16 protein-coding genes are annotated in these 17,321 nt (G+C 57.3%); 5 read left to right on the top strand and 11 right to left on the bottom strand.

Annotation, left to right across the window (positions count from 1 at the left end; genetic code table 11):
* Positions 1–157: 157 nt before the first annotated feature.
* On the top strand, positions 158–970 hold the full coding sequence (locus MC50_RS09460) for a dienelactone hydrolase family protein (RefSeq protein ID WP_032690020.1): 813 nt from the start codon (positions 158–160) through the stop codon (positions 968–970).
* 4 nt (positions 971–974) lie between these two features.
* On the opposite strand, the gene MC50_RS09455 is transcribed toward MC50_RS09460, so the two are convergent.
* Both MC50_RS09455 and metE read right to left on the bottom strand, forming a co-directional pair.
* On the bottom strand, positions 975–1,664 hold the full coding sequence (locus tag MC50_RS09455) for a transporter substrate-binding domain-containing protein (protein ID WP_080748441.1): 690 nt from the start codon (positions 1,662–1,664) through the stop codon (positions 975–977).
* A 148-nt stretch (positions 1,665–1,812) separates the two neighbouring features.
* On the bottom strand, positions 1,813–4,074 hold the full coding sequence (gene metE, locus MC50_RS09450) for a 5-methyltetrahydropteroyltriglutamate--homocysteine S-methyltransferase (RefSeq protein WP_032697966.1): 2,262 nt from the start codon (positions 4,072–4,074) through the stop codon (positions 1,813–1,815).
* 233 nt (positions 4,075–4,307) lie between these two features.
* Here metE and metR point away from each other — a divergent pair, with 233 nt between their 5' ends.
* Positions 4,308–5,261, top strand: a complete 954-nt coding sequence (gene metR, locus MC50_RS09445) for an HTH-type transcriptional regulator MetR (RefSeq protein ID WP_047663719.1) — start codon at positions 4,308–4,310, stop codon at positions 5,259–5,261.
* Here metR and MC50_RS09440 read toward each other — a convergent pair.
* The 3 genes from MC50_RS09440 to pldB all read right to left on the bottom strand — a co-directional run bounded on the left by MC50_RS09440 (position 5,149) and on the right by pldB (position 7,974).
* Positions 5,149–6,048 (bottom strand): carboxylate/amino acid/amine transporter, encoded by a 900-nt coding sequence (locus tag MC50_RS09440; RefSeq protein WP_032690023.1) that lies wholly within the window; start codon positions 6,046–6,048, stop codon positions 5,149–5,151. The genes metR and MC50_RS09440 overlap by 113 nt on opposite strands.
* An 88-nt stretch (positions 6,049–6,136) precedes the next feature.
* Positions 6,137–6,937 carry a sugar/pyridoxal phosphate phosphatase YigL gene (gene yigL, locus MC50_RS09435; protein WP_032690024.1) on the bottom strand — a complete coding sequence of 267 codons (801 nt, stop codon included), beginning with the start codon at positions 6,935–6,937 and terminating at the stop codon, positions 6,137–6,139.
* 14 nt (positions 6,938–6,951) lie between these two features.
* Positions 6,952–7,974: a lysophospholipase L2 gene (gene pldB, locus MC50_RS09430; RefSeq protein ID WP_032690026.1), complete on the bottom strand. Its 1,023-nt coding sequence runs from the start codon at positions 7,972–7,974 to the stop codon at positions 6,952–6,954.
* Positions 7,975–8,083: 109 nt separating this feature from the next.
* Here pldB and rhtB point away from each other — a divergent pair, with 109 nt between their 5' ends.
* Entirely contained in the window at positions 8,084–8,704 is a 621-nt protein-coding gene (gene rhtB / locus MC50_RS09425; RefSeq protein WP_004869632.1) for a homoserine/homoserine lactone efflux protein, read from the top strand.
* Positions 8,705–8,749: 45 nt separating this feature from the next.
* Here the strand turns inward: rhtB and rhtC are convergent, their stop codons facing one another.
* The 3 genes from rhtC to pldA all read right to left on the bottom strand — a co-directional run bounded on the left by rhtC (position 8,750) and on the right by pldA (position 12,221).
* Positions 8,750–9,370 carry a threonine export protein RhtC gene (gene rhtC, locus MC50_RS09420; RefSeq protein ID WP_032690027.1) on the bottom strand — a complete coding sequence of 207 codons (621 nt, stop codon included), beginning with the start codon at positions 9,368–9,370 and terminating at the stop codon, positions 8,750–8,752.
* A gap of 84 nt (positions 9,371–9,454) precedes the next feature.
* The gene (gene recQ / locus MC50_RS09415; RefSeq protein ID WP_032697953.1) at positions 9,455–11,281 is read right to left on the bottom strand and encodes an ATP-dependent DNA helicase RecQ; all 1,827 of its coding nucleotides are present in this window, start codon (positions 11,279–11,281) and stop codon (positions 9,455–9,457) included.
* 67 nt (positions 11,282–11,348) lie between these two features.
* A complete protein-coding gene (gene pldA / locus MC50_RS09410) occupies positions 11,349–12,221 on the bottom strand; it encodes a phospholipase A (protein WP_047663716.1) in 873 nt (290 codons plus the stop codon).
* A gap of 156 nt (positions 12,222–12,377) precedes the next feature.
* Between pldA and yigI the strand changes: the two genes are divergently transcribed.
* A complete protein-coding gene (yigI, locus tag MC50_RS09405) occupies positions 12,378–12,842 on the top strand; it encodes an acyl-CoA thioesterase YigI (protein WP_032690030.1) in 465 nt (154 codons plus the stop codon).
* A gap of 49 nt (positions 12,843–12,891) precedes the next feature.
* The gene (rarD, locus tag MC50_RS09400) at positions 12,892–13,785 is read left to right on the top strand and encodes an EamA family transporter RarD (RefSeq protein ID WP_032690031.1); all 894 of its coding nucleotides are present in this window, start codon (positions 12,892–12,894) and stop codon (positions 13,783–13,785) included.
* A gap of 58 nt (positions 13,786–13,843) precedes the next feature.
* Here the strand turns inward: rarD and corA are convergent, their stop codons facing one another.
* The 3 genes from corA to uvrD form a co-directional block, all read right to left on the bottom strand.
* Entirely contained in the window at positions 13,844–14,794 is a 951-nt protein-coding gene (gene corA, locus MC50_RS09395; protein ID WP_004869610.1) for a magnesium/cobalt transporter CorA, read from the bottom strand.
* Between the two features lie 148 nt (positions 14,795–14,942).
* Complete coding sequence (gene ysgD / locus MC50_RS29220) at positions 14,943–14,999, bottom strand: YsgD/CorL family protein (protein WP_350028775.1); 57 nt, start codon at positions 14,997–14,999, stop codon at positions 14,943–14,945.
* A 148-nt stretch (positions 15,000–15,147) separates the two neighbouring features.
* The gene (gene uvrD / locus MC50_RS09390; RefSeq protein WP_046853272.1) at positions 15,148–17,310 is read right to left on the bottom strand and encodes a DNA helicase II; all 2,163 of its coding nucleotides are present in this window, start codon (positions 17,308–17,310) and stop codon (positions 15,148–15,150) included.
* Positions 17,311–17,321: the final 11 nt, after the last annotated feature.

The raw sequence follows: 17,321 nt of genomic DNA, 5'->3' as shown, positions 1-17,321 counted from the left end.
GATTTTCCATCAAAAAGTGATAAACATCACATTAACAAGTTATATTCATCGTGCCTGAACAAAAGATAGCCTGTTTCAGGCACTGTGCTTTGTTAACGTCCGGTCGATAGCGTCTATAGTTATCGATGCGCTAATAAATAAGGGTACGGAGAATACCATGACCACAACCAAGCAACCTGGCTTTGCGCCTGCAGCCACGCCGCACGCTTCTACCGCCGTTCATACCTCGGAGGAGAGCATCACCACAGGCGAAACGTCGATCCCCACTCAGGGAGAGAACATGCCGGCCTATCATGCTCGTCCGAAGAACGCCGATGGCCTGCTCCCGGTCGTTATCGTTGTTCAGGAAATTTTCGGCGTCCATGAACATATCCGCGACATTTGCCGCCGTCTGGCGCAGGAGGGGTATCTGGCTATCGCACCAGAGCTCTACTTCCGTCAGGGCGATCCGAATGACTATACCGATATCCCCACCCTGTTCCAGGAGCTGGTCAGCAAAGTGCCGGATGCACAGGTGCTGGCGGACCTCGACCATGTCGCCAGCTGGGCCGCACGTCACGGAGGCGATGCTCATCGTCTGCTGATCACCGGCTTCTGCTGGGGGGGACGCATTACCTGGCTTTATGCCGCCCACAACCCGCAGTTGAAAGCCGCCGTCGCCTGGTACGGGAAGCTGGTCGGGCAGAAAACCCTCAACTCAGCGAAATATCCGGTGGATATCGCCGTTGATCTCAACGCGCCGGTGCTGGGGTTGTATGGCGGCAAAGACGCCAGCATTCCGCAGGATACGGTGGAAACCATGCGCCACGCGCTTCGCGCGGCCAACGCCAAAGCAGAGATCATCGTCTACCCGGAAGCCGATCACGCCTTTAACGCCGATTATCGCGCCAGCTATCATGAAGAGTCGGCCAAAGACGGCTGGCAGCGCATGCTGGCGTGGTTTGCACAGTATGGCGGGAAGCGCGCGTAAGCCGCTAGCGGTTGCCGATATGACGGTTAATCATATCGGCGATCGTGCCGTCATTCTTCCATGCCGCCAGGCAACCACAGACAAATTCATAGTGTTGTAGCCGGTTTCGTGGAACGCAAATCGCTTGCTGTATCTGACTAAAGCTATCAGGCAGCAGGCGAAACTGGGGATATTCCCGCGCCACGCTGGCAAGCGGTTGACGGATCCCGGCAACCATCTCCCCTTCCCCGGCGATAAAAGCGCGGATCGCCTCCTGGGAGGTGGCGTATTGACGCATCGTGGCATGCTGTAACGTGCGAATCAGATACAGCTCATAGGCCGCCCCTTTCCCGACGTTAATCGTCACTCCCGGGCGATCCATCTCTTGTACGGAGTGAATATCGCTGTCGTTTCTGACCAGCGCTGAACTTTCAATCGTGACATAGGGCGGGGTGAAGCACAGTTTGTCTTCGCGAGCGGGATCAATCGCCAGGAAAGCAATATCCCACTGGTTCAGCAAAGCCGCATCAACCACTTTTCCGGCCGTCGGCCAGGTCACAAATCGCGCCTCGCAACCGTATTCAGCGGCCAGTTTTTTGGCTAACTCGGCGGTGATGCCACCCGGGGTATTATCCGGCAATAACGTGGCAAGAACCGGGTTCCCCAGATTAATAGCAAAACATAAAGACCGCTGCGGATCGTCAAGTCTGGTCATCATTCTCCCCCGGAAATGTCTGTACGTGCCCTGTGCAGCTAAGCGTAGCCCAGCCGCGAGAACTCCGCAGGTTGCACGGCGCATGGGCCAGCACGGAAGAAAAAAGAGGAGGAGGTCTGGGCCTCCTCCGGGATGGGGGGTAACGGAATTAGGCCTGGCGCAGATTCTGCGCGGCTTTCACCATGTTGGCCAGCGCAGCGCGGGTTTCCGGCCAGCCGCGGGTTTTCAGGCCACAGTCCGGGTTGACCCACAGACGCTCTGCCGGGATACGCTGCGCCGCTTTCGCCAGCAGCGCTTCAATCCATTCCACGCTCGGCACGTTCGGCGAGTGGATGTCATATACGCCCGGTCCGATTTCGTTCGGGTATTCGAACTCTTCAAACGACTCCAGCAGCTCCATGTCAGAACGCGAGGTTTCAATGGTGATCACGTCCGCATCCAGTGCGGCAATGGAATCCATGATGTCGTTGAACTCGCAGTAACACATATGGGTGTGGATCTGGGTATCATCCCGCGCCACCGCGGCATTGATTCGGAAGGCTTCTACGCCCCACTGCAGGTAAGCATCCCAGTCGCTACGCTTAAGCGGCAGGCCTTCACGCAGCGCCGGCTCATCAATCTGGATAATACCGATACCGGCCGCCTCCAGATCCGCCACTTCGTCACGCAGCGCCAGCGCAATCTGCTTAGCGATGGTTTCACGGCTGACATCTTCACGCGGGAAGGACCAGCACAGAATGGTCACCGGGCCGGTGAGCATACCTTTCACCGGTTTGTCGGTCAGCGACTGAGCGAATTTCGCCCACTCAACGGTGATCGCCTCCGGACGGCTGACGTCACCGATCACCACCGGCGGTTTCACGCAGCGGGAGCCGTAGCTCTGGACCCAGCCGTTCTGCGTGAAGATGAAGCCATCGAGGTGCTCGCCGAAGTACTCCACCATGTCGTTACGCTCGGCTTCGCCGTGAACCAGAACATCTAATCCTAAACGTTCCTGCTCAACAATCGCCTGCTTGATGTGCTCCGCAATACCGGTGCGATAGTGGTTCGCATCGAGATTGCCTTTTTTGAAGTCCAGACGCAGGCCACGGATCTCGGTAGTCTGTGGGAAAGAGCCGATGGTCGTGGTCGGCCACGCCGGTAGATTGAAGCGCGTACGCTGTGCCCTGGCACGCTCAGCGTATGGGCTGTTGCGCTGGCTGTCCTGAGCGGTAATGGCCGCCAGACGTTTTTCCACCGCCGCATTATGTACGCGGGACGAGTGACGGCGAGCCTGAATCGGTGCGCTCCATTCAGCCAGTTTTGCGGTCTCGCCGCTGTTCAGCGCATCGCGCAGCAGCGCCAGCTCTTCACATTTTTGCAGGGCGAAGGCGAACCAGCTTTTCACTTCCGCGTCGAGACGGGTTTCCACGCTCAGATCGATCGGGCTGTGCAGCAGGGAGCAGGAAGAAGCGATCCACAGCGCACGCTGGCCGACGAGGTCTTTAATTTGCGCATATTTCTCGGTCAGATCGGCGCGCCAGACGTTGCGCCCGTTGATCAGGCCCGCAGAGAGCAGCCAGTCGGACGGCAGACGCTGATGCAGAGCAGCCACATCATCTTTACCGTGCACCAGGTCAACGTGCAGGCCCTGCACCGGCAGCGCGGTGATGGTGTCGAGGTTCGCGGCGATGCCTTCAAAGTAGGTGGTCAGCAGCAGCTTAAGCTGGCCCGCGAGCGCATCATATGCCGGTTTGAATGCATCCAGCCACGCCTGCGGCAGCTCCAGTACCAGCGCCGGCTCGTCAATCTGCACCCACTCGATGCCGCGTTTTGCCAGCTCTGCCAGCACCTGCTGGTAAACCGGCAGGATATCGTTCAGCAGGCTCAAACGGTCAAACTGTTGGCCTTTGACTTTGCCCAACCACAGATAAGTGACCGGCCCCAGCAGGACCGGTTTAACCTTATGGCCGAGCGCCAGCGCTTCATCCACTTCATCCAGCAGCTGGGTCCAGGTCAGTTTGAACTGCTGCCCTTTTACAAACTCCGGCACCATGTAGTGGTAGTTGGTGTTAAACCATTTGGTCATTTCTGCCGCTGCCGCCGGTTCGCCGGACGGCGCACGGCCGCGACCAATGCGGAACAAGGTATCGATATCAACCGAGCCATCTTTGTTCTGATGACGAGCCGGCACGTTACCCAGTAGCAGGCTGGTGGTCAGAACATGGTCGTACCAGGCGAAATCACCCACCGGCAGCAGGTCAACGCCCGCCTGCTTCTGCTGCTCCCAGTGGCGGGCACGCAGCTCGCGGCCCACCGTCAGCAGTTCTTCGCGGGTCGAGTGACCCGCCCAGTAGCTCTCTTGCGCTTTTTTCAGCTCGCGACGTAGGCCAACGCGAGGGAAACCGAGGGTGTGATTAATAATTGTCATTTTTAAGACCTCATAATTTTTTAATCCGAAGGATTTCGGATTCAGGGAAGGCGGCAAGCTTGATCATCCCCGGGTGCTTACTCATGTAAGTGACCGGGGTGAGCAAGCGCAGCCAACGCGCCATAAATTCGAAAGACACAGGATTTAGCCATCCAGATGTTTACACATCCATAATTGACAGGTACTGTATATTCCTCAAGCGCAAATTATTCATGCCGAAGTGAAGGACTTTCATGATCGAAATTAAACACCTGAAAACGCTACAGGCGTTGCGGAACAGCGGGTCGCTGGCAGGCGCTGCGGCGGCTCTGCATCAAACCCAGTCCGCTCTGTCTCACCAGTTCAGCGATCTGGAACAACGCCTTGGCTTCCGTCTGTTTGTGCGTAAAAGTCAGCCTCTGCGTTTCACCCCGCAGGGGGAGATCCTGCTCCAGCTGGCAAACCAGGTGCTGCCGCAAATCAGCCGCGCGCTGCAGGACTGCCACGAGCCGCAGCAAACCCGTCTGCGCATCGCTATCGAGTGTCATAGCTGCATACAGTGGTTGACCCCGGCACTGGAGAGTTTCCGCGCCCGCTGGCCGCACGTCGAAGTGGATTTTCAGTCTGGCGTGACCTTTGACCCGCAGCCAGCCCTGCAGCAAAGCGAGCTGGACCTGGTCATGACCTCCGATATCCTGCCGCGTAGCGGCCTGCACTATTCGCCGATGTTCGATTTTGAAGTTCGTCTGGTGCTGGCGCCGGAGCATCCGCTGGCGGCGAAAACGCGCATCGCGCCAGAAGACCTGGCCTCGGAACTGCTGTTGATTTATCCGGTTCAGCGCGGTCGCCTGGATATCTGGCGCCACTTCCTGCAGCCGGCCGGTATCAGCCCGCAGCTCAAAAGCGTCGACAATACCCTGCTGTTAATCCAGATGGTCGCCGCACGGATGGGCATCGCCGCCCTGCCGCACTGGGTGGTGGAAAGTTTTGAACGCCAGGGTCTGGTGGTCACCAAAACCCTGGGCGAAGGACTGTGGAGCCGGCTGTACGCCGCGGTACGCGACGGCGAGCAGCGCCAGCCGGTCACCGAGGCGTTTATTCGCTCAGCGCGGAACCACGCTTGCGATCATTTGCCGTTTGTCCGGAGTGCGGAGCGACCCAACGGCGATGGACCCACAGTGAGGCCAGGATCACCAGAGCTCCTGTAATAAAGCTCGGCCAGTGGGGCTGTTCCTGCCAGATGGCAAGGTTAACCAGCAGCCCGGCGGGGACATGCACGTTATTCATAATGCCCAGCGTGCCGGCATCCACCTGCGTGGCCCCGTAGTTCCACATAAAGTAACCCAGCCCCGACGCCGCCACGCCCAGCCAGACCAGAACGCCCCACTGTAGGGTTGTGGTTGGCAGCCGCTGCGGATTACCCAGCATAAACCAGGCCGCCACTGCCACCAGGAAGGCCCCCATATAGAACCACGCAAACGCGTTGTGCTGCGGCATCGGGCGCAGCTCCATCAGGCGCTTATAGCCCACCATACCGATAGCAAAACTGAGGTTCGACAGCTGAACCAGCAGCAGTCCCGTCCAGAAATGATCGCTCACTTTGTCATAGCGAATAATGGCTGCGCCCAGCACCGCCAGCCCCGCGCTCAGCAGATATCCCCAGCGGAGCTTGCGTCCGCTGAGCAGATCGTAAATCAGCGTGATATACAGCGGCGTAAAGACGGTAAACAGCAGGAATTCAGAAACCGTCAGGTACACATAGGCGCGGAATGCCAACAGGTACATGATGCCAAGCTGCATCGCCCCGACCAGCATGTAGAGCACGATAGTACGCGGCGATTGCCCGCGGGTACGCAGAAACGGCAGAAAGACCAGCGCCGCCAGCCCCACGCGCATTAGCACGGAAAAGTAGCTATCGACGCTACCCGCCAGGTATTCGCCTATCAGGCTAAAGGAAAAAGCCCACAGGATAGTGGTAATAATCAGTAGCGCCACAATGAATGTCTCTCAGGAAGAAGAGCACTCATTGTAGCGGAGAGTCAGGTTGACGACTGAGCAATAAACGAACAGTCGTCAATCTTTATCAGGCGAGATAGAGCTTACGCAGATAGTGCGGCACCGCATCGTCAGCGTTGCTGCCGATCACTTCCAGATCCGGATGCAGGTCTTTCAGCCGCTGGTGAGCGTTCTGCATAATGCAGCCTTTGCCCGCCATCGACAGCATTTCTGCGTCGTTCATGCCATCGCCAAACGCGATGCAGTCTTTCAGACCGTAGCCGAGCATTTTGGCGACCGCTTCCAGCGCATGCCCCTTCGACACGCCACCGGCCATCACTTCCAGGCAGGTCAGCGTGGAGAAGCTGACGTTCACGCGATCGCCCCAGCGGGCGTTGATCGCCTGCTCCAGCGGTAGCAGATGCTGATGATCATCGCAGGTGAAAAAGACTTTGCTGATCCCTTCGGGATCGAGTTCGCCCACTTCATACAGCTTGTAGTTAAACACCGCTTCTTTGAAAAAGCGCATCTCTTCCGGGCGATGGCGATTCATATACCACTCATCTTCGCGGTAGACGTTGGTCACCACCTTCGGGTCGTTACGCATCATTTCGAACAGATCGGCGGCAATATCACGGTCGAGGTTATGGGCAAAGATCTGTTTTCCCTCGCTGTCGTGCACACGCGCGCCGTTGGAGGTGATCATGTAGGATTTGATGCCGAGATTGTCGCGAATCTGGCCGACATCGATGTAATGGCGTCCGGTGGCGAAGACAAAATTGATCCCGCGCGCGGTCAGCAGCTGCAGCGTCTCTTTTGCGTAGGGCGTTAAGTAGTGATCGGGAGAAAGCAGCGTGCCATCTAAGTCAGACGCAACAACCTGGTACATAAAAATTTTAACCTCTAAGCAGGGCGACGAGCGTTTTCGTCGGATTCATTGTGTCGACTGAAAAAATCGACGATGGCATTCAGCGCGACTGAGCGCATGGCGTCCTTTTCAAAAAGGATCTCATGGTATGCCCCTTCTATAACAAGCGGCTTATTACCTTCGCAGGGCCGACCTGCCGCGGCACGGAGTTCGCAGTAGCGCTCGTGCATGCGGTTATCAACCACGCGTTCTTCTTCTGCCTGCAATAACAGTGTGGGAGTGGTGTCTTTCTCTACGCCCGCCAGCGCCTCTTCGCCTGCGAGGATCCCCTCACGCACCCAGTGGTAGGTTGGCCCGCCGACGCGCAGCTGTGGTTCATCGGCATAGAAGCGCAGATTACGGCGATAGCGTTGGCGACTGTGCGTCAGCACGTTGACCGAAAAGGGCAGCGCCCGCCAGCGACCGGTACCCAGCGCATACTCTTCACGAATGCGCTGATGGCCCTCAGCCCAGTCGAGAATATGACGCACCATCCAGTCCGGGAAACGCATGACGATACCAAACATGGGCGCGCACAGCGCAATAGCGTCGCAATGCTGCTGGTGACGCTGCAAAAACAGCGTCGCGATGGCCCCGCCCATCGAATGCGCGAGGATAAACCTTTTTCGCCAGTGGCCAGGGGCAACTTCCTGCTGCCAGAGCGCCGCCAGATCGTCGACATAATCGCTAAAGCGCACCACGTGGCCGCGATGGCTGTCGGTCAATATGCGCCCGGAACGCCCCTGGCCGCGATGGTCGATAATCATCACGTCGAAACCGCTGTGGAACAGATCGTAAGCCAGCTCGGCGTATTTCACGTAGCTTTCAATACGCCCCGGACAGATGACCACGAGCCGATCGTTATCTTTGGCGCAAAAGCGAACAAAACGGACCGGGACATCGTCTACGCCCCTGAATTCCGCCTCTTCCCGCTGATGCCAGAAATCGGTGAGTGGCCCCATCGTAAAAGCCGCAAACGCGTTTTCTCGTGTATCCCAATCCTTTTGCTGCCGAAACATCGGGCTTACACCCCTGTTAACCACTGAAAATCGTTTTTTTAGCGCGCATCACACAATGCTTACGCAATAGCGTATTGTGGCATAAAAACAGACAACCAGGGAGTTTCTCATGACGTTCGAGTGGTGGTTCGCCTATCTGCTGACATCCATTATCCTCAGCCTGTCGCCAGGTTCCGGGGCTATTAATACCATGACAACCTCGATCAACCACGGCTACCGCGGCGCGGCCGCCTCGATTGCCGGATTACAAACCGGGCTGGCGATCCATATCGTCCTTGTTGGTATCGGCCTGGGAACGCTGTTTTCCCGCTCGGTGCTGGCCTTCGAGGTGCTGAAGTGGGCCGGGGCGGCGTATCTTATCTGGCTGGGTATTCAGCAATGGCGCGCGGCGGGATCGCTCAATCTCAATACTCTGGCAAAGGCGCAAACGCGTGGAAAACTGTTCCAGCGCGCGGTCTTCGTCAACCTGACCAACCCGAAAAGCATTGTCTTTCTGGCGGCGCTGTTCCCGCAGTTTATCGTGCCGCATCAGCCGCAGGTCATGCAGTATCTGGTTCTCGGCGTCACCACTATTGCGGTAGATATCATTGTGATGATTGGCTACGCGACGCTGGCGCAGCGTATTGCGGCATGGATTAAAGGACCGAAACAGATGAAGGCGTTGAACAAAGTCTTCGGATCGTTATTTATGCTGGTAGGCGCGCTGTTAGCTTCCGCACGCCATGCCTGACGGGAGAGTCCCGGTTTGCCTGAAGCAAACCGGGAAAATCTGCGCTTAGCGCGAAATGATCAGATGAATGCCGAAGCCGGCAAAGAGCGTACCGGCAATGCCGTCGATCCATTTTGCCATTCGCTGGTAGCCGCGACGCATCGTCGGTAGGGCGAACAGGCTGGCGACCACGGTAAACCAGGCCAGCGTTTCCAGAACAATCAGCAGGAAAATCCCCCAGCGCTCGCCCGTGCCAACGTTATCGCCGACAAACAGGGAGAAGACGGAACCAAAATAGATAATCGCCTTCGGGTTAGCGAGGTTGGTCAGCAGCCCTTTCAGGAAGCTACGGCCGCTGCGGGCCAGCTCGACCTGCGGCTCCGGCGCCGCCACGGCGCTTTTCTTCAGCGCCCCGCGCAGCATCTGATAACCCATCCAGCACAGGTACAGTCCACCGCCCACCATGATAATGGTGTGCAGCCAGGCCATTTTTTCGATAATCAGGTGCAGGCCAAGCAGCGCAACGCCCGCCCAGACCATGACGCCACAGGTAATCCCCAGCACGCCCATCATGGCCTCTTTACGAGAACGACTCACGGCGGTCTGAGAAACAAAGAAAAAGTCCGGGCCAGGACTCATCAGCGCAATGATATGCACCAGCGCGACGGTGAGGAAAAGCATTAGCATGATTGCACCCTAATCTATCGGCAATTTGGATCGCAGGAATATAGTGAAGACCGAAACTATCCTGACACTTTTTTGCCCGGCTGACTACTCATCTTCACCATCGATATGCGCACGAATCAGCGCCATAAACTCTTTCCCGAAACGCTCAAGTTTACGCGTGCCCACGCCGTTCACGCTCAGCATCTCACCGGCGGTCATCGGCGACTGCTCCGCCATTTCGATCAGCGTCGCGTCGTTGAACACCACGTACGGCGGGATATTCTCTTCATCGGCGATCGCTTTACGCAGTTTGCGCAGCTTGGCAAACAGCTTGCGATCGTAATTGCCGCCGAAGGATTTTTGCATCGCCTTCGGCTTCAGCGCCACGATACGCGGAACCGCCAGCTGCAGCGGCACCTCGCCGCGCAGCACCGGACGCGCTGCCTCGGTTAGCTGCAGCGCCGAGTGCTGCGCGATATTCTGCGTCACCAGACCGAGGTGAATCAGCTGGCGAATCACGCTCACCCAGTGTTCATGGCTCTGCTCGCGGCCGATGCCGTACACCGGCAGCTTGTCATGCGCCATTTCACGAATGCGCTGATTGTTGGCCCCGCGCAGCACTTCAACCACGTAGCCCATACCAAACCGCTGATTGACGCGGTAAATCGTCGACAGCGCTTTGCGCGCGTCCATTAATCCGTCGTACTGCTTCGGCGGATCGAGGCAGATATCGCAGTTGCCGCAGGCTTCCTGGCGCCCTTCGCCAAAATAGTTGAGCAGCACCAGACGGCGGCAGGTTTGCGCTTCGGCAAACGCCCCCATCGCGTTCAGCTTGTGGCGCTCAATATCCTGCAGCGGCCCGGCAGGTTTCTCTTCCAGACAGCGACGCAGCCACGCCATATCGGCCGGATCGTAAAACAGCATCGCTTCCGCCGGCAGGCCATCACGACCGGCGCGACCGGTTTCCTGGTAGTAGGATTCAATATTGCGTGGAATGTCGAAGTGCACCACGAAGCGGACGTTGGGTTTATTGATCCCCATGCCGAAAGCGACCGTGGCCACCACGATTTGCAGATCGTCGCGCTGAAATTTCTCCTGCACATCCGCACGCACGTCGTTCTCCAGCCCGGCATGGTAGGCCGCCGCGCTAATCCCGCGACTTTGCAGACGTGCGGCGGTATCTTCCACTTTCGAACGGCTGTTGCAGTAGATAATGCCCGATTTTCCGCGCTGGTCCTGCACGTAGCGCATCAGCTGATCGAGCGGTTTAAACTTCTCCATCAGCATGTAGCGGATGTTCGGGCGATCGAAGCTGCTGACCTGAATCAGCGGGTCATTCAGCCCCAGCAGGCGAACGATATCGCGGCGGGTGGTGTCATCGGCGGTGGCGGTTAACGCCATAAACGGGATCTGCGGCACACGCTGGCGCAGCTGGCCCAGGGCGGCATATTCCGGCCGGAAATCATGACCCCACTGGGAAATACAGTGCGCTTCATCCACCGCCACCATTGCCAGGTTCCAGTGGCTGAGATGCTCAAGGAAGTTATCCAGCATCAAACGCTCGGGGGCGATATACAGCAGGCGAATCTGCCCGCTGCGACAGCCGGCCATGACTTCCTGCTGCTGCTCGCGGCTTTGGGTCGAGTTCAGACAGGCGGCGGCCACGCCGTTCGCCAGCAGCTGGTCGACCTGATCTTTCATCAGCGAAATCAGCGGCGATACCACCACCGTCAGGCCGCCCAGCACCAGTGCGGGCACCTGATAGCACAGCGATTTGCCGCCGCCGGTCGGCATGACGACCAGGCAGTCACGCCCGCCTAACGCCGTGTCGATAATGCTTTCCTGGCCTGGGCGAAACTGCTGGTAGCCGAAGGTTTCCTGTAAAACCTGCTTTGCCAGCAATGTTTGATTCAATACTTCCGCCTGCGCCACGTTGACCCCGTCTGCCTGAAAAGAAAACAGGCGCTATTTTCAGCGCCAGTGAGCCAGAGTGCAACGATTAAAACAGATCGTTAAGCGTCACGCCGACGCCGACGCGGGTCTGGTTAAAGTTATAATCGATAAGCGACTCGCCATAACCGCTGTAAACCTGGGTGTAGAAGCGCACATGGCGGGTAATCGGATAGCTGACGCCGAGCTCCGCACCGCCGTAACCGGTGTTCCAGTTATATTGCCCCTGGGCGCTGAGGATCGCCTCACCTAACTGATACCCCACCTTCAGGCGGTAATAGCCCATATATTTGGCGATATCCGGGTTATCGTTGGTGCTGCCGACCACATACCAGGGTTTCACCTCCACCAGCCAGTTGCCATTTTGCGCCATCAGGCGGGCATACAGGCGGTTCCAGCTGCGGGAAGTGGGATCCGAGCGACCGTTCGAATCGTGGTTGTAACCCATTTCGACATCACGCAACGTCCAGCCGGCAAGCTGATAATCCGTAGCAAATCCCAAAAACAGCTGCGGTTCATAGTTGGTTTCACGAAACGGTGCGGACTCTTTGCTGTTGGAGAGCTGCCACCAGGACTTCTGCGTATAGGATGCCCCGAGCAGCGAGTTCTCGCCGAGGATCCCTCGCCACAGCGGAAATGCCAGACTGAGCTGGAATTTGACTTCATCTTTGCGGGCATTTTCCGCCCAGTCATAGCTGGAGATCGCTTCCTTGTTGATATCGCTACTCCACGTATAGAGCAGGTAGTTGCTCTCATAGGGATACAGCAAGAAAGGATTATCATGGTCCTGCAACAGGTTCGCGATAATGCTACCGCGCACCGCCGGTTTATCATGAACCGGCGGACTAACCGGCGCATCCTGCGCCAAAACGCCGGCCGGAAGCGCGCTCAGCGCTAACAGCCAGGCCAAAGAGATACGCATTACTGTTCTCCTGAATGAGTGATTTTTATTTCTGTTTTATCCCGCATCCATTCTACCTGTTTACCGCCATCCTGCCCGGTTATCCGCTCTGAAAGTGGCAATCGCCGTTTCAGAAGCATAAAATCAACATTTTATTAACGAATGGATACAATTGTCATGTCTGAACTCACTGCCGACGCCGTCCTTAAGCTGGTGGGCGAAATCTTTGTTTACCATATGCCGTTTAATCGCGCCTTAGGATTGAAGCTGGAGCGTTATGAAAAAGAGTTTGCCCAACTTAGCTTCAAAAATCAGCCGATGATGGTCGGTAACTGGGCGCAGAGCATTCTGCACGGCGGAGTGATTGCCTCCGCGCTGGACGTCGCCGCCGGGCTGGTGTGCGTAGGCAGTACGCTGACCCGCCATAACACCATCACCGAAGAAGAGCTACGCCAGCGTCTGTCGCGCATGGGAACCATCGATCTGCGCGTCGACTATCTGCGCCCCGGACGCGGCGAGCACTTTACCGCCACCAGCAGCCTGCTACGCGCCGGGAATAAGGTCGCGGTCGCCCGCGTGGAGTTGCATAACGAAGAGCAGGTCTATATCGCCAGCGCCACGGCGACGTATATGGTGGGTTGATCGCGGTAAATAAAGTAACATCGTTGTTTTGGCGTAACGGATTTTACCGATGGATGCAAAACAAACGCGGCTGGGGGTTATACTGGCTCTTGCCGCCTATTTTATCTGGGGCATCGCACCTGCCTACTTCAAACTTATCTACTATGTTCCCGCCGATGAAATCCTGACGCATCGCGTGATCTGGTCATTCTTTTTTATGCTGGCGTTAATCAGCCTCAGCCACCAGTGGCCGCAGGTGAAAAAACTGCTGCATATGCCGCGCAAGATTTTCCTGCTGGCGCTGTCGGCAGTGCTGATTGGCGGCAACTGGCTGCTCTTCATCTGGGCGGTGAATAACCACCATATGCTGGAGGCCAGTCTCGGCTACTTCATTAACCCGCTGGTGAATATTGTGCTGGGGATGATTTTCCTCGGCGAGCGTTTTCGCCGCATGCAGTGGGTGGCGGTGCTGCTGGCCGTGTGCGGTGTGCTGGTACAGCTGTGGACCTTTGGTTCGCTGCCGGTTATCGGACTTGGGCTGGCCTTCAGCTTTGCCTTTTACGGGCTGCTGCGTAAAAAGATCGCCGTGGATGCGCAAACCGGGATGTTAGTCGAAACCCTGTGGCTCCTGCCGGTCGCCGCCGTATACCTGTTTGCCATCGCCGATAGCCCAACCAGCCATATGGGAGAGAACCCGTGGTCGCTGAACCTGCTGCTGATGGCGGCGGGCGTTGTCACCACGATTCCCCTGCTGTGCTTTACCGGCGCGGCAACCCGTCTGCGGCTCTCCACCCTGGGATTCTTCCAGTATATCGGCCCGACGCTGATGTTCCTGCTGGCGGTGATCTTTTACGGCGAAGTTCCGGGGGCAGATAAGATGGTGACCTTCGCCTTTATCTGGGTGGCGCTGGCGGTCTTTATCGTCGATGCGCTGTATACCCAGCGCCGGCAACGCAGAGGATAGCCGACGCGGATATCCTGCCCGGATAAGACGGCAGCGCCGCTATCCGGGTGCTTATCCCCTACAGCCAGTTTTTACGCTTGAAGTAGAGATACGGCGCCAGGCCGGCGAGCATCATAAAGACGATCGCGCCGGGATAGCCAAAGCTCCAGTGCAGCTCCGGCATAAACTCAAAGTTCATCCCGTAGCTGGAAGCCACCAGCGTAGGCGGCAGAAAGACCACGGAAACCACCGAGAAGATCTTGATGATGCGGTTCTGCTCGATGTTGATAAAGCCCATCGCCGCCTGCATCAGGAAGTTGACCTTCTGGAACAGCGATTCGTTATGTGGCAGCAGGGATTCGATATCTCGCAGGATTTCGCGCGCCTGCTCCAGCTGTCCCGCAGGTAAACGCGCCTTGCGTACCAGGAAGTTCAGAGCGCGCTGGGTATCCATCAGACACAGACGGACCTTCCAGCCAATATCTTCCTGCTCGGCAAGCGTTGAGAGCGCATCGTCGTACTCATCGCCCTGACGACCTTCCATAATCACGCGGCTGAGTTTTTCCAGGTCGCTGTAGATATTTTCGATTTCATCCGCCAGCTGTTCGATTTTGGTTTCGAACAGATCCAGCAGCAGTTCATAGGCGTTGCCATCAACCATTAACTGGTTGCGAACGCGCATGCGATAGAGGCGAAATGCCGGCAATTCACGTTCGCGCAGGGTAAACAGGCGCCCTTCACGAATCGTAAATGCCACGGTGGAGTTACCGGCGTGATCCTCTGCATCTTCAAAAAAGAAAAAAGAGTGAATGTGTAAACCGTCTTCATCTTCGAAGAAACGCGCCGATGCTTCGATATCTTCCAGTTCCGGGCGCGTTGCCAGGTTCTGACCCAATTCCGTCTGCACGCGGCTTCGTTCTTCGTCGTCGGGCTCGACCAGATCGACCCACACCGAACTGGCGAGATGTTTGATCTCATCAGCTTCCAGGCGTGTTAAACGATTATTTTCCAGTTGAAATGCGCTCAGCATGACCGGGACTCCCAATGCAAAAAAATTATCGGACAGTTCGGTGGGCACACAGAAACAATTTGGGTTTCAGACCATTAAGCCTGACTCAGAGCGACGGGTATGACGGGTCGCTGACAACCGCTAAGGCTATCAGCATAAGAGGATAGCCTTAGGAGTTGTTCCTGACGGACAGGAAGTTGAGCCAGCATCTACTGGGTGTGTCCAAGGCGAATGTCCTCTTAGCGTAATCGTGCGCGCATGTTACGCCAGCACAAAAACGGCGTCAACACGCAACGGAACGCTAAAGAGCAAATCCTGCCCTTTAGCATATAAGGCTAGCAGATTATTACAAAAAAACGATATTTTTCTTACTGTTACACTGTTTCCAGCCGGGCATAGGCCGCCACTAACCATTTAATACCTTGCCCCTGGAAGGCGACCTGCAAACGGCTATGCTCGCCGCTGCCTTCCAGATTCACGATGGTGCCTTCGCCAAACTTCGGATGGCGTACGCGCTGGCCCAGTTTATAACCGGTATCGTTTTCCGCCATCGGCGTCCCCATCCGCTGATGGCTGACCGGACGACTCACCGTTGCGCGCAGGCGTACCTCTTCTACACAGGCTTCCGGCAGCTCGCCGATAAAGCGCGACGGGCGATGGTAAACCTCTTTGCCGTACAGACGGCGGGTTTCCGCATAGGTGAGAGTCAGTTTCTGCATCGCGCGCGTCACGCCGACGTAAGCCAGGCGACGCTCCTCTTCCAGCCGGCCGCCTTCATCCAGCGCCATCTGGCTCGGGAACATCCCCTCTTCCACGCCAACGATAAACACCTGCGGAAACTCCAGACCTTTCGCCGAGTGCAGCGTCATCAGCTGCACCGCATCCTGCCAGGTATCCGCCTGCCCTTCCCCCGCCTCCAGCGCGGCGTGAGAGAGGAAGGCCTGCAGCGGCATTAAATCCTCATCTTCATCGTTGTAGCTGAACTGGCGCGTTGCCGTCACCAGCTCCTCTAAGTTTTCGATGCGCGTCTGGCCTTTCTCGCCCTTTTCCTGCTCGTACATCATCCGCAGGCCGGAATCGTTAATCACCCGGTCGGTCTGCACGTGCAGCGGCATATCCGCCGTTTCCTGCGCCAGAGCGTCAATCAGCTCCATAAAACGTTGCAGCGCGCTGGCGGCGCGGCCAGCCAGGACTTTATCCTTCAGCAGCTCGCGACAAGCCTGCCACAGCGTTAGCTGACGGTCGCGCGAGGTCTGGCGCACCACGTCCAGCGTGCGGTCGCCGATACCGCGGGTGGGCGTATTCACCACGCGCTCAAACGCCGCATCGTCGTTACGGTTGGCAATCAGACGCAGATAGGAGAGCGCATCTTTGATCTCCTGGCGTTCGAAGAAGCGCATGCCGCCATAGATACGGTACGGCATGCTGGCCTGCAGCAGCGCCTCTTCCAGCACGCGCGACTGGGCGTTGCTGCGGTAGAGAATGGCGCATTGCTCAAGCGCCCCGCCGTTCTCCTGCCAGGTTTTGATACGGTTGACGACAAAGCGCGCTTCATCGAGATCGTTAAACGCGCAATAGAGGGAGATCGGTTCGCCGTCGGCGCCGTCGGTCCACAGTTTCTTACCCAGACGCCCGCTGTTGTTTTCAATCAGGGCGTTAGCGGCGCTCAGGATATTGCTGGTCGAGCGGTAGTTCTGCTCGAGGCGGATGGTCTGCGCGCCGGGGAAATCGGTGAGAAAGCGCTGAATATTCTCAACCTGGGCGCCGCGCCAGCCGTAGATCGACTGGTCATCATCCCCCACGATCATCACTTTGCCGCTATCGCCCGCCAGCAGGCGGATCCACGCGTACTGAATGTTGTTGGTATCCTGGAACTCGTCCACCAGGATATTGGTGAAGCGTTCGCGGTAGTGCTGGAGAATATGCGGTTTATTGAGCCACAGCTCGTGCGCACGCAGCAGCAGCTCGGCAAAATCCACCAGACCAGCGCGATCGCAGGCTTCCTGATAGGCCTGATAAACCTTCTGCCAGGTCTGTTCCACCGGGTTGCCGTAACTCTGAATATGATGCGGGCGCAGCCCTTCGTCTTTCTGGCTGTTGATGTACCACATCGCCTGACGCGGCGGCCACTGCTTCTCGTCGAGGTTCATGGCTTTAATCAGGCGCTTCAGCAGGCGCAGCTGATCTTCGCTATCGAGGATCTGAAAATCCTGTGGCAGGTTTGCGTCCAGATGGTGGGCCCGCAGCAGGCGATGCGCCAGCCCATGGAAGGTGCCGACCCACATGCCGCCCTGGGTCGTCCCCATCAGCTGGCCGATACGATGGCGCATCTCCGCCGCCGCTTTGTTGGTAAAGGTCACCGCCATGATGGAATACGGCGAGCAGTTTTCTACGCTCAGCAGCCAGGCAATACGGTGTACCAGAACGCGCGTCTTACCGCTGCCCGCTCCCGCCAGAACCAGCATATTGGTGCGTGAAGCGGCTACGGCTTCACGCTGTTTATCATTGAGGCTGTCGAGCAGGTAAGAAACGTCCATTGGCACCGCCG

The sequence above is a fragment of the Klebsiella planticola genome, assembly GCF_000783935.2.
GTDB lineage: Bacteria > Pseudomonadota > Gammaproteobacteria > Enterobacterales > Enterobacteriaceae > Klebsiella > Klebsiella planticola.
This window is presented reverse-complemented; position numbering and strand designations above follow the sequence as displayed.

What these genes read in the sequence shown, in the direction of transcription:
- MC50_RS09460 (WP_032690020.1), top strand. Translation starts at nt 158, where the DNA reads ATGACCACAACCAAGCAACCTGGCTTTGCGCCTGCAGCCACGCCGCAC.
- MC50_RS09455 (WP_080748441.1), bottom strand. Translation starts at nt 1,664, where the DNA reads ATGACCAGACTTGACGATCCGCAGCGGTCTTTATGTTTTGCTATTAAT.
- metE (WP_032697966.1), bottom strand. Translation starts at nt 4,074, where the DNA reads ATGACAATTATTAATCACACCCTCGGTTTCCCTCGCGTTGGCCTACGT.
- metR (WP_047663719.1), top strand. Translation starts at nt 4,308, where the DNA reads ATGATCGAAATTAAACACCTGAAAACGCTACAGGCGTTGCGGAACAGC.
- yigL (WP_032690024.1), bottom strand. Translation starts at nt 6,937, where the DNA reads ATGTACCAGGTTGTTGCGTCTGACTTAGATGGCACGCTGCTTTCTCCC.
- pldB (WP_032690026.1), bottom strand. Translation starts at nt 7,974, where the DNA reads ATGTTTCGGCAGCAAAAGGATTGGGATACACGAGAAAACGCGTTTGCG.
- rhtB (WP_004869632.1), top strand. Translation starts at nt 8,084, where the DNA reads ATGACGTTCGAGTGGTGGTTCGCCTATCTGCTGACATCCATTATCCTC.
- rhtC (WP_032690027.1), bottom strand. Translation starts at nt 9,370, where the DNA reads ATGCTAATGCTTTTCCTCACCGTCGCGCTGGTGCATATCATTGCGCTG.
- pldA (WP_047663716.1), bottom strand. Translation starts at nt 12,221, where the DNA reads ATGCGTATCTCTTTGGCCTGGCTGTTAGCGCTGAGCGCGCTTCCGGCC.
- yigI (WP_032690030.1), top strand. Translation starts at nt 12,378, where the DNA reads ATGTCTGAACTCACTGCCGACGCCGTCCTTAAGCTGGTGGGCGAAATC.
- rarD (WP_032690031.1), top strand. Translation starts at nt 12,892, where the DNA reads ATGGATGCAAAACAAACGCGGCTGGGGGTTATACTGGCTCTTGCCGCC.
- corA (WP_004869610.1), bottom strand. Translation starts at nt 14,794, where the DNA reads ATGCTGAGCGCATTTCAACTGGAAAATAATCGTTTAACACGCCTGGAA.
- uvrD (WP_046853272.1), bottom strand. Translation starts at nt 17,310, where the DNA reads ATGGACGTTTCTTACCTGCTCGACAGCCTCAATGATAAACAGCGTGAA.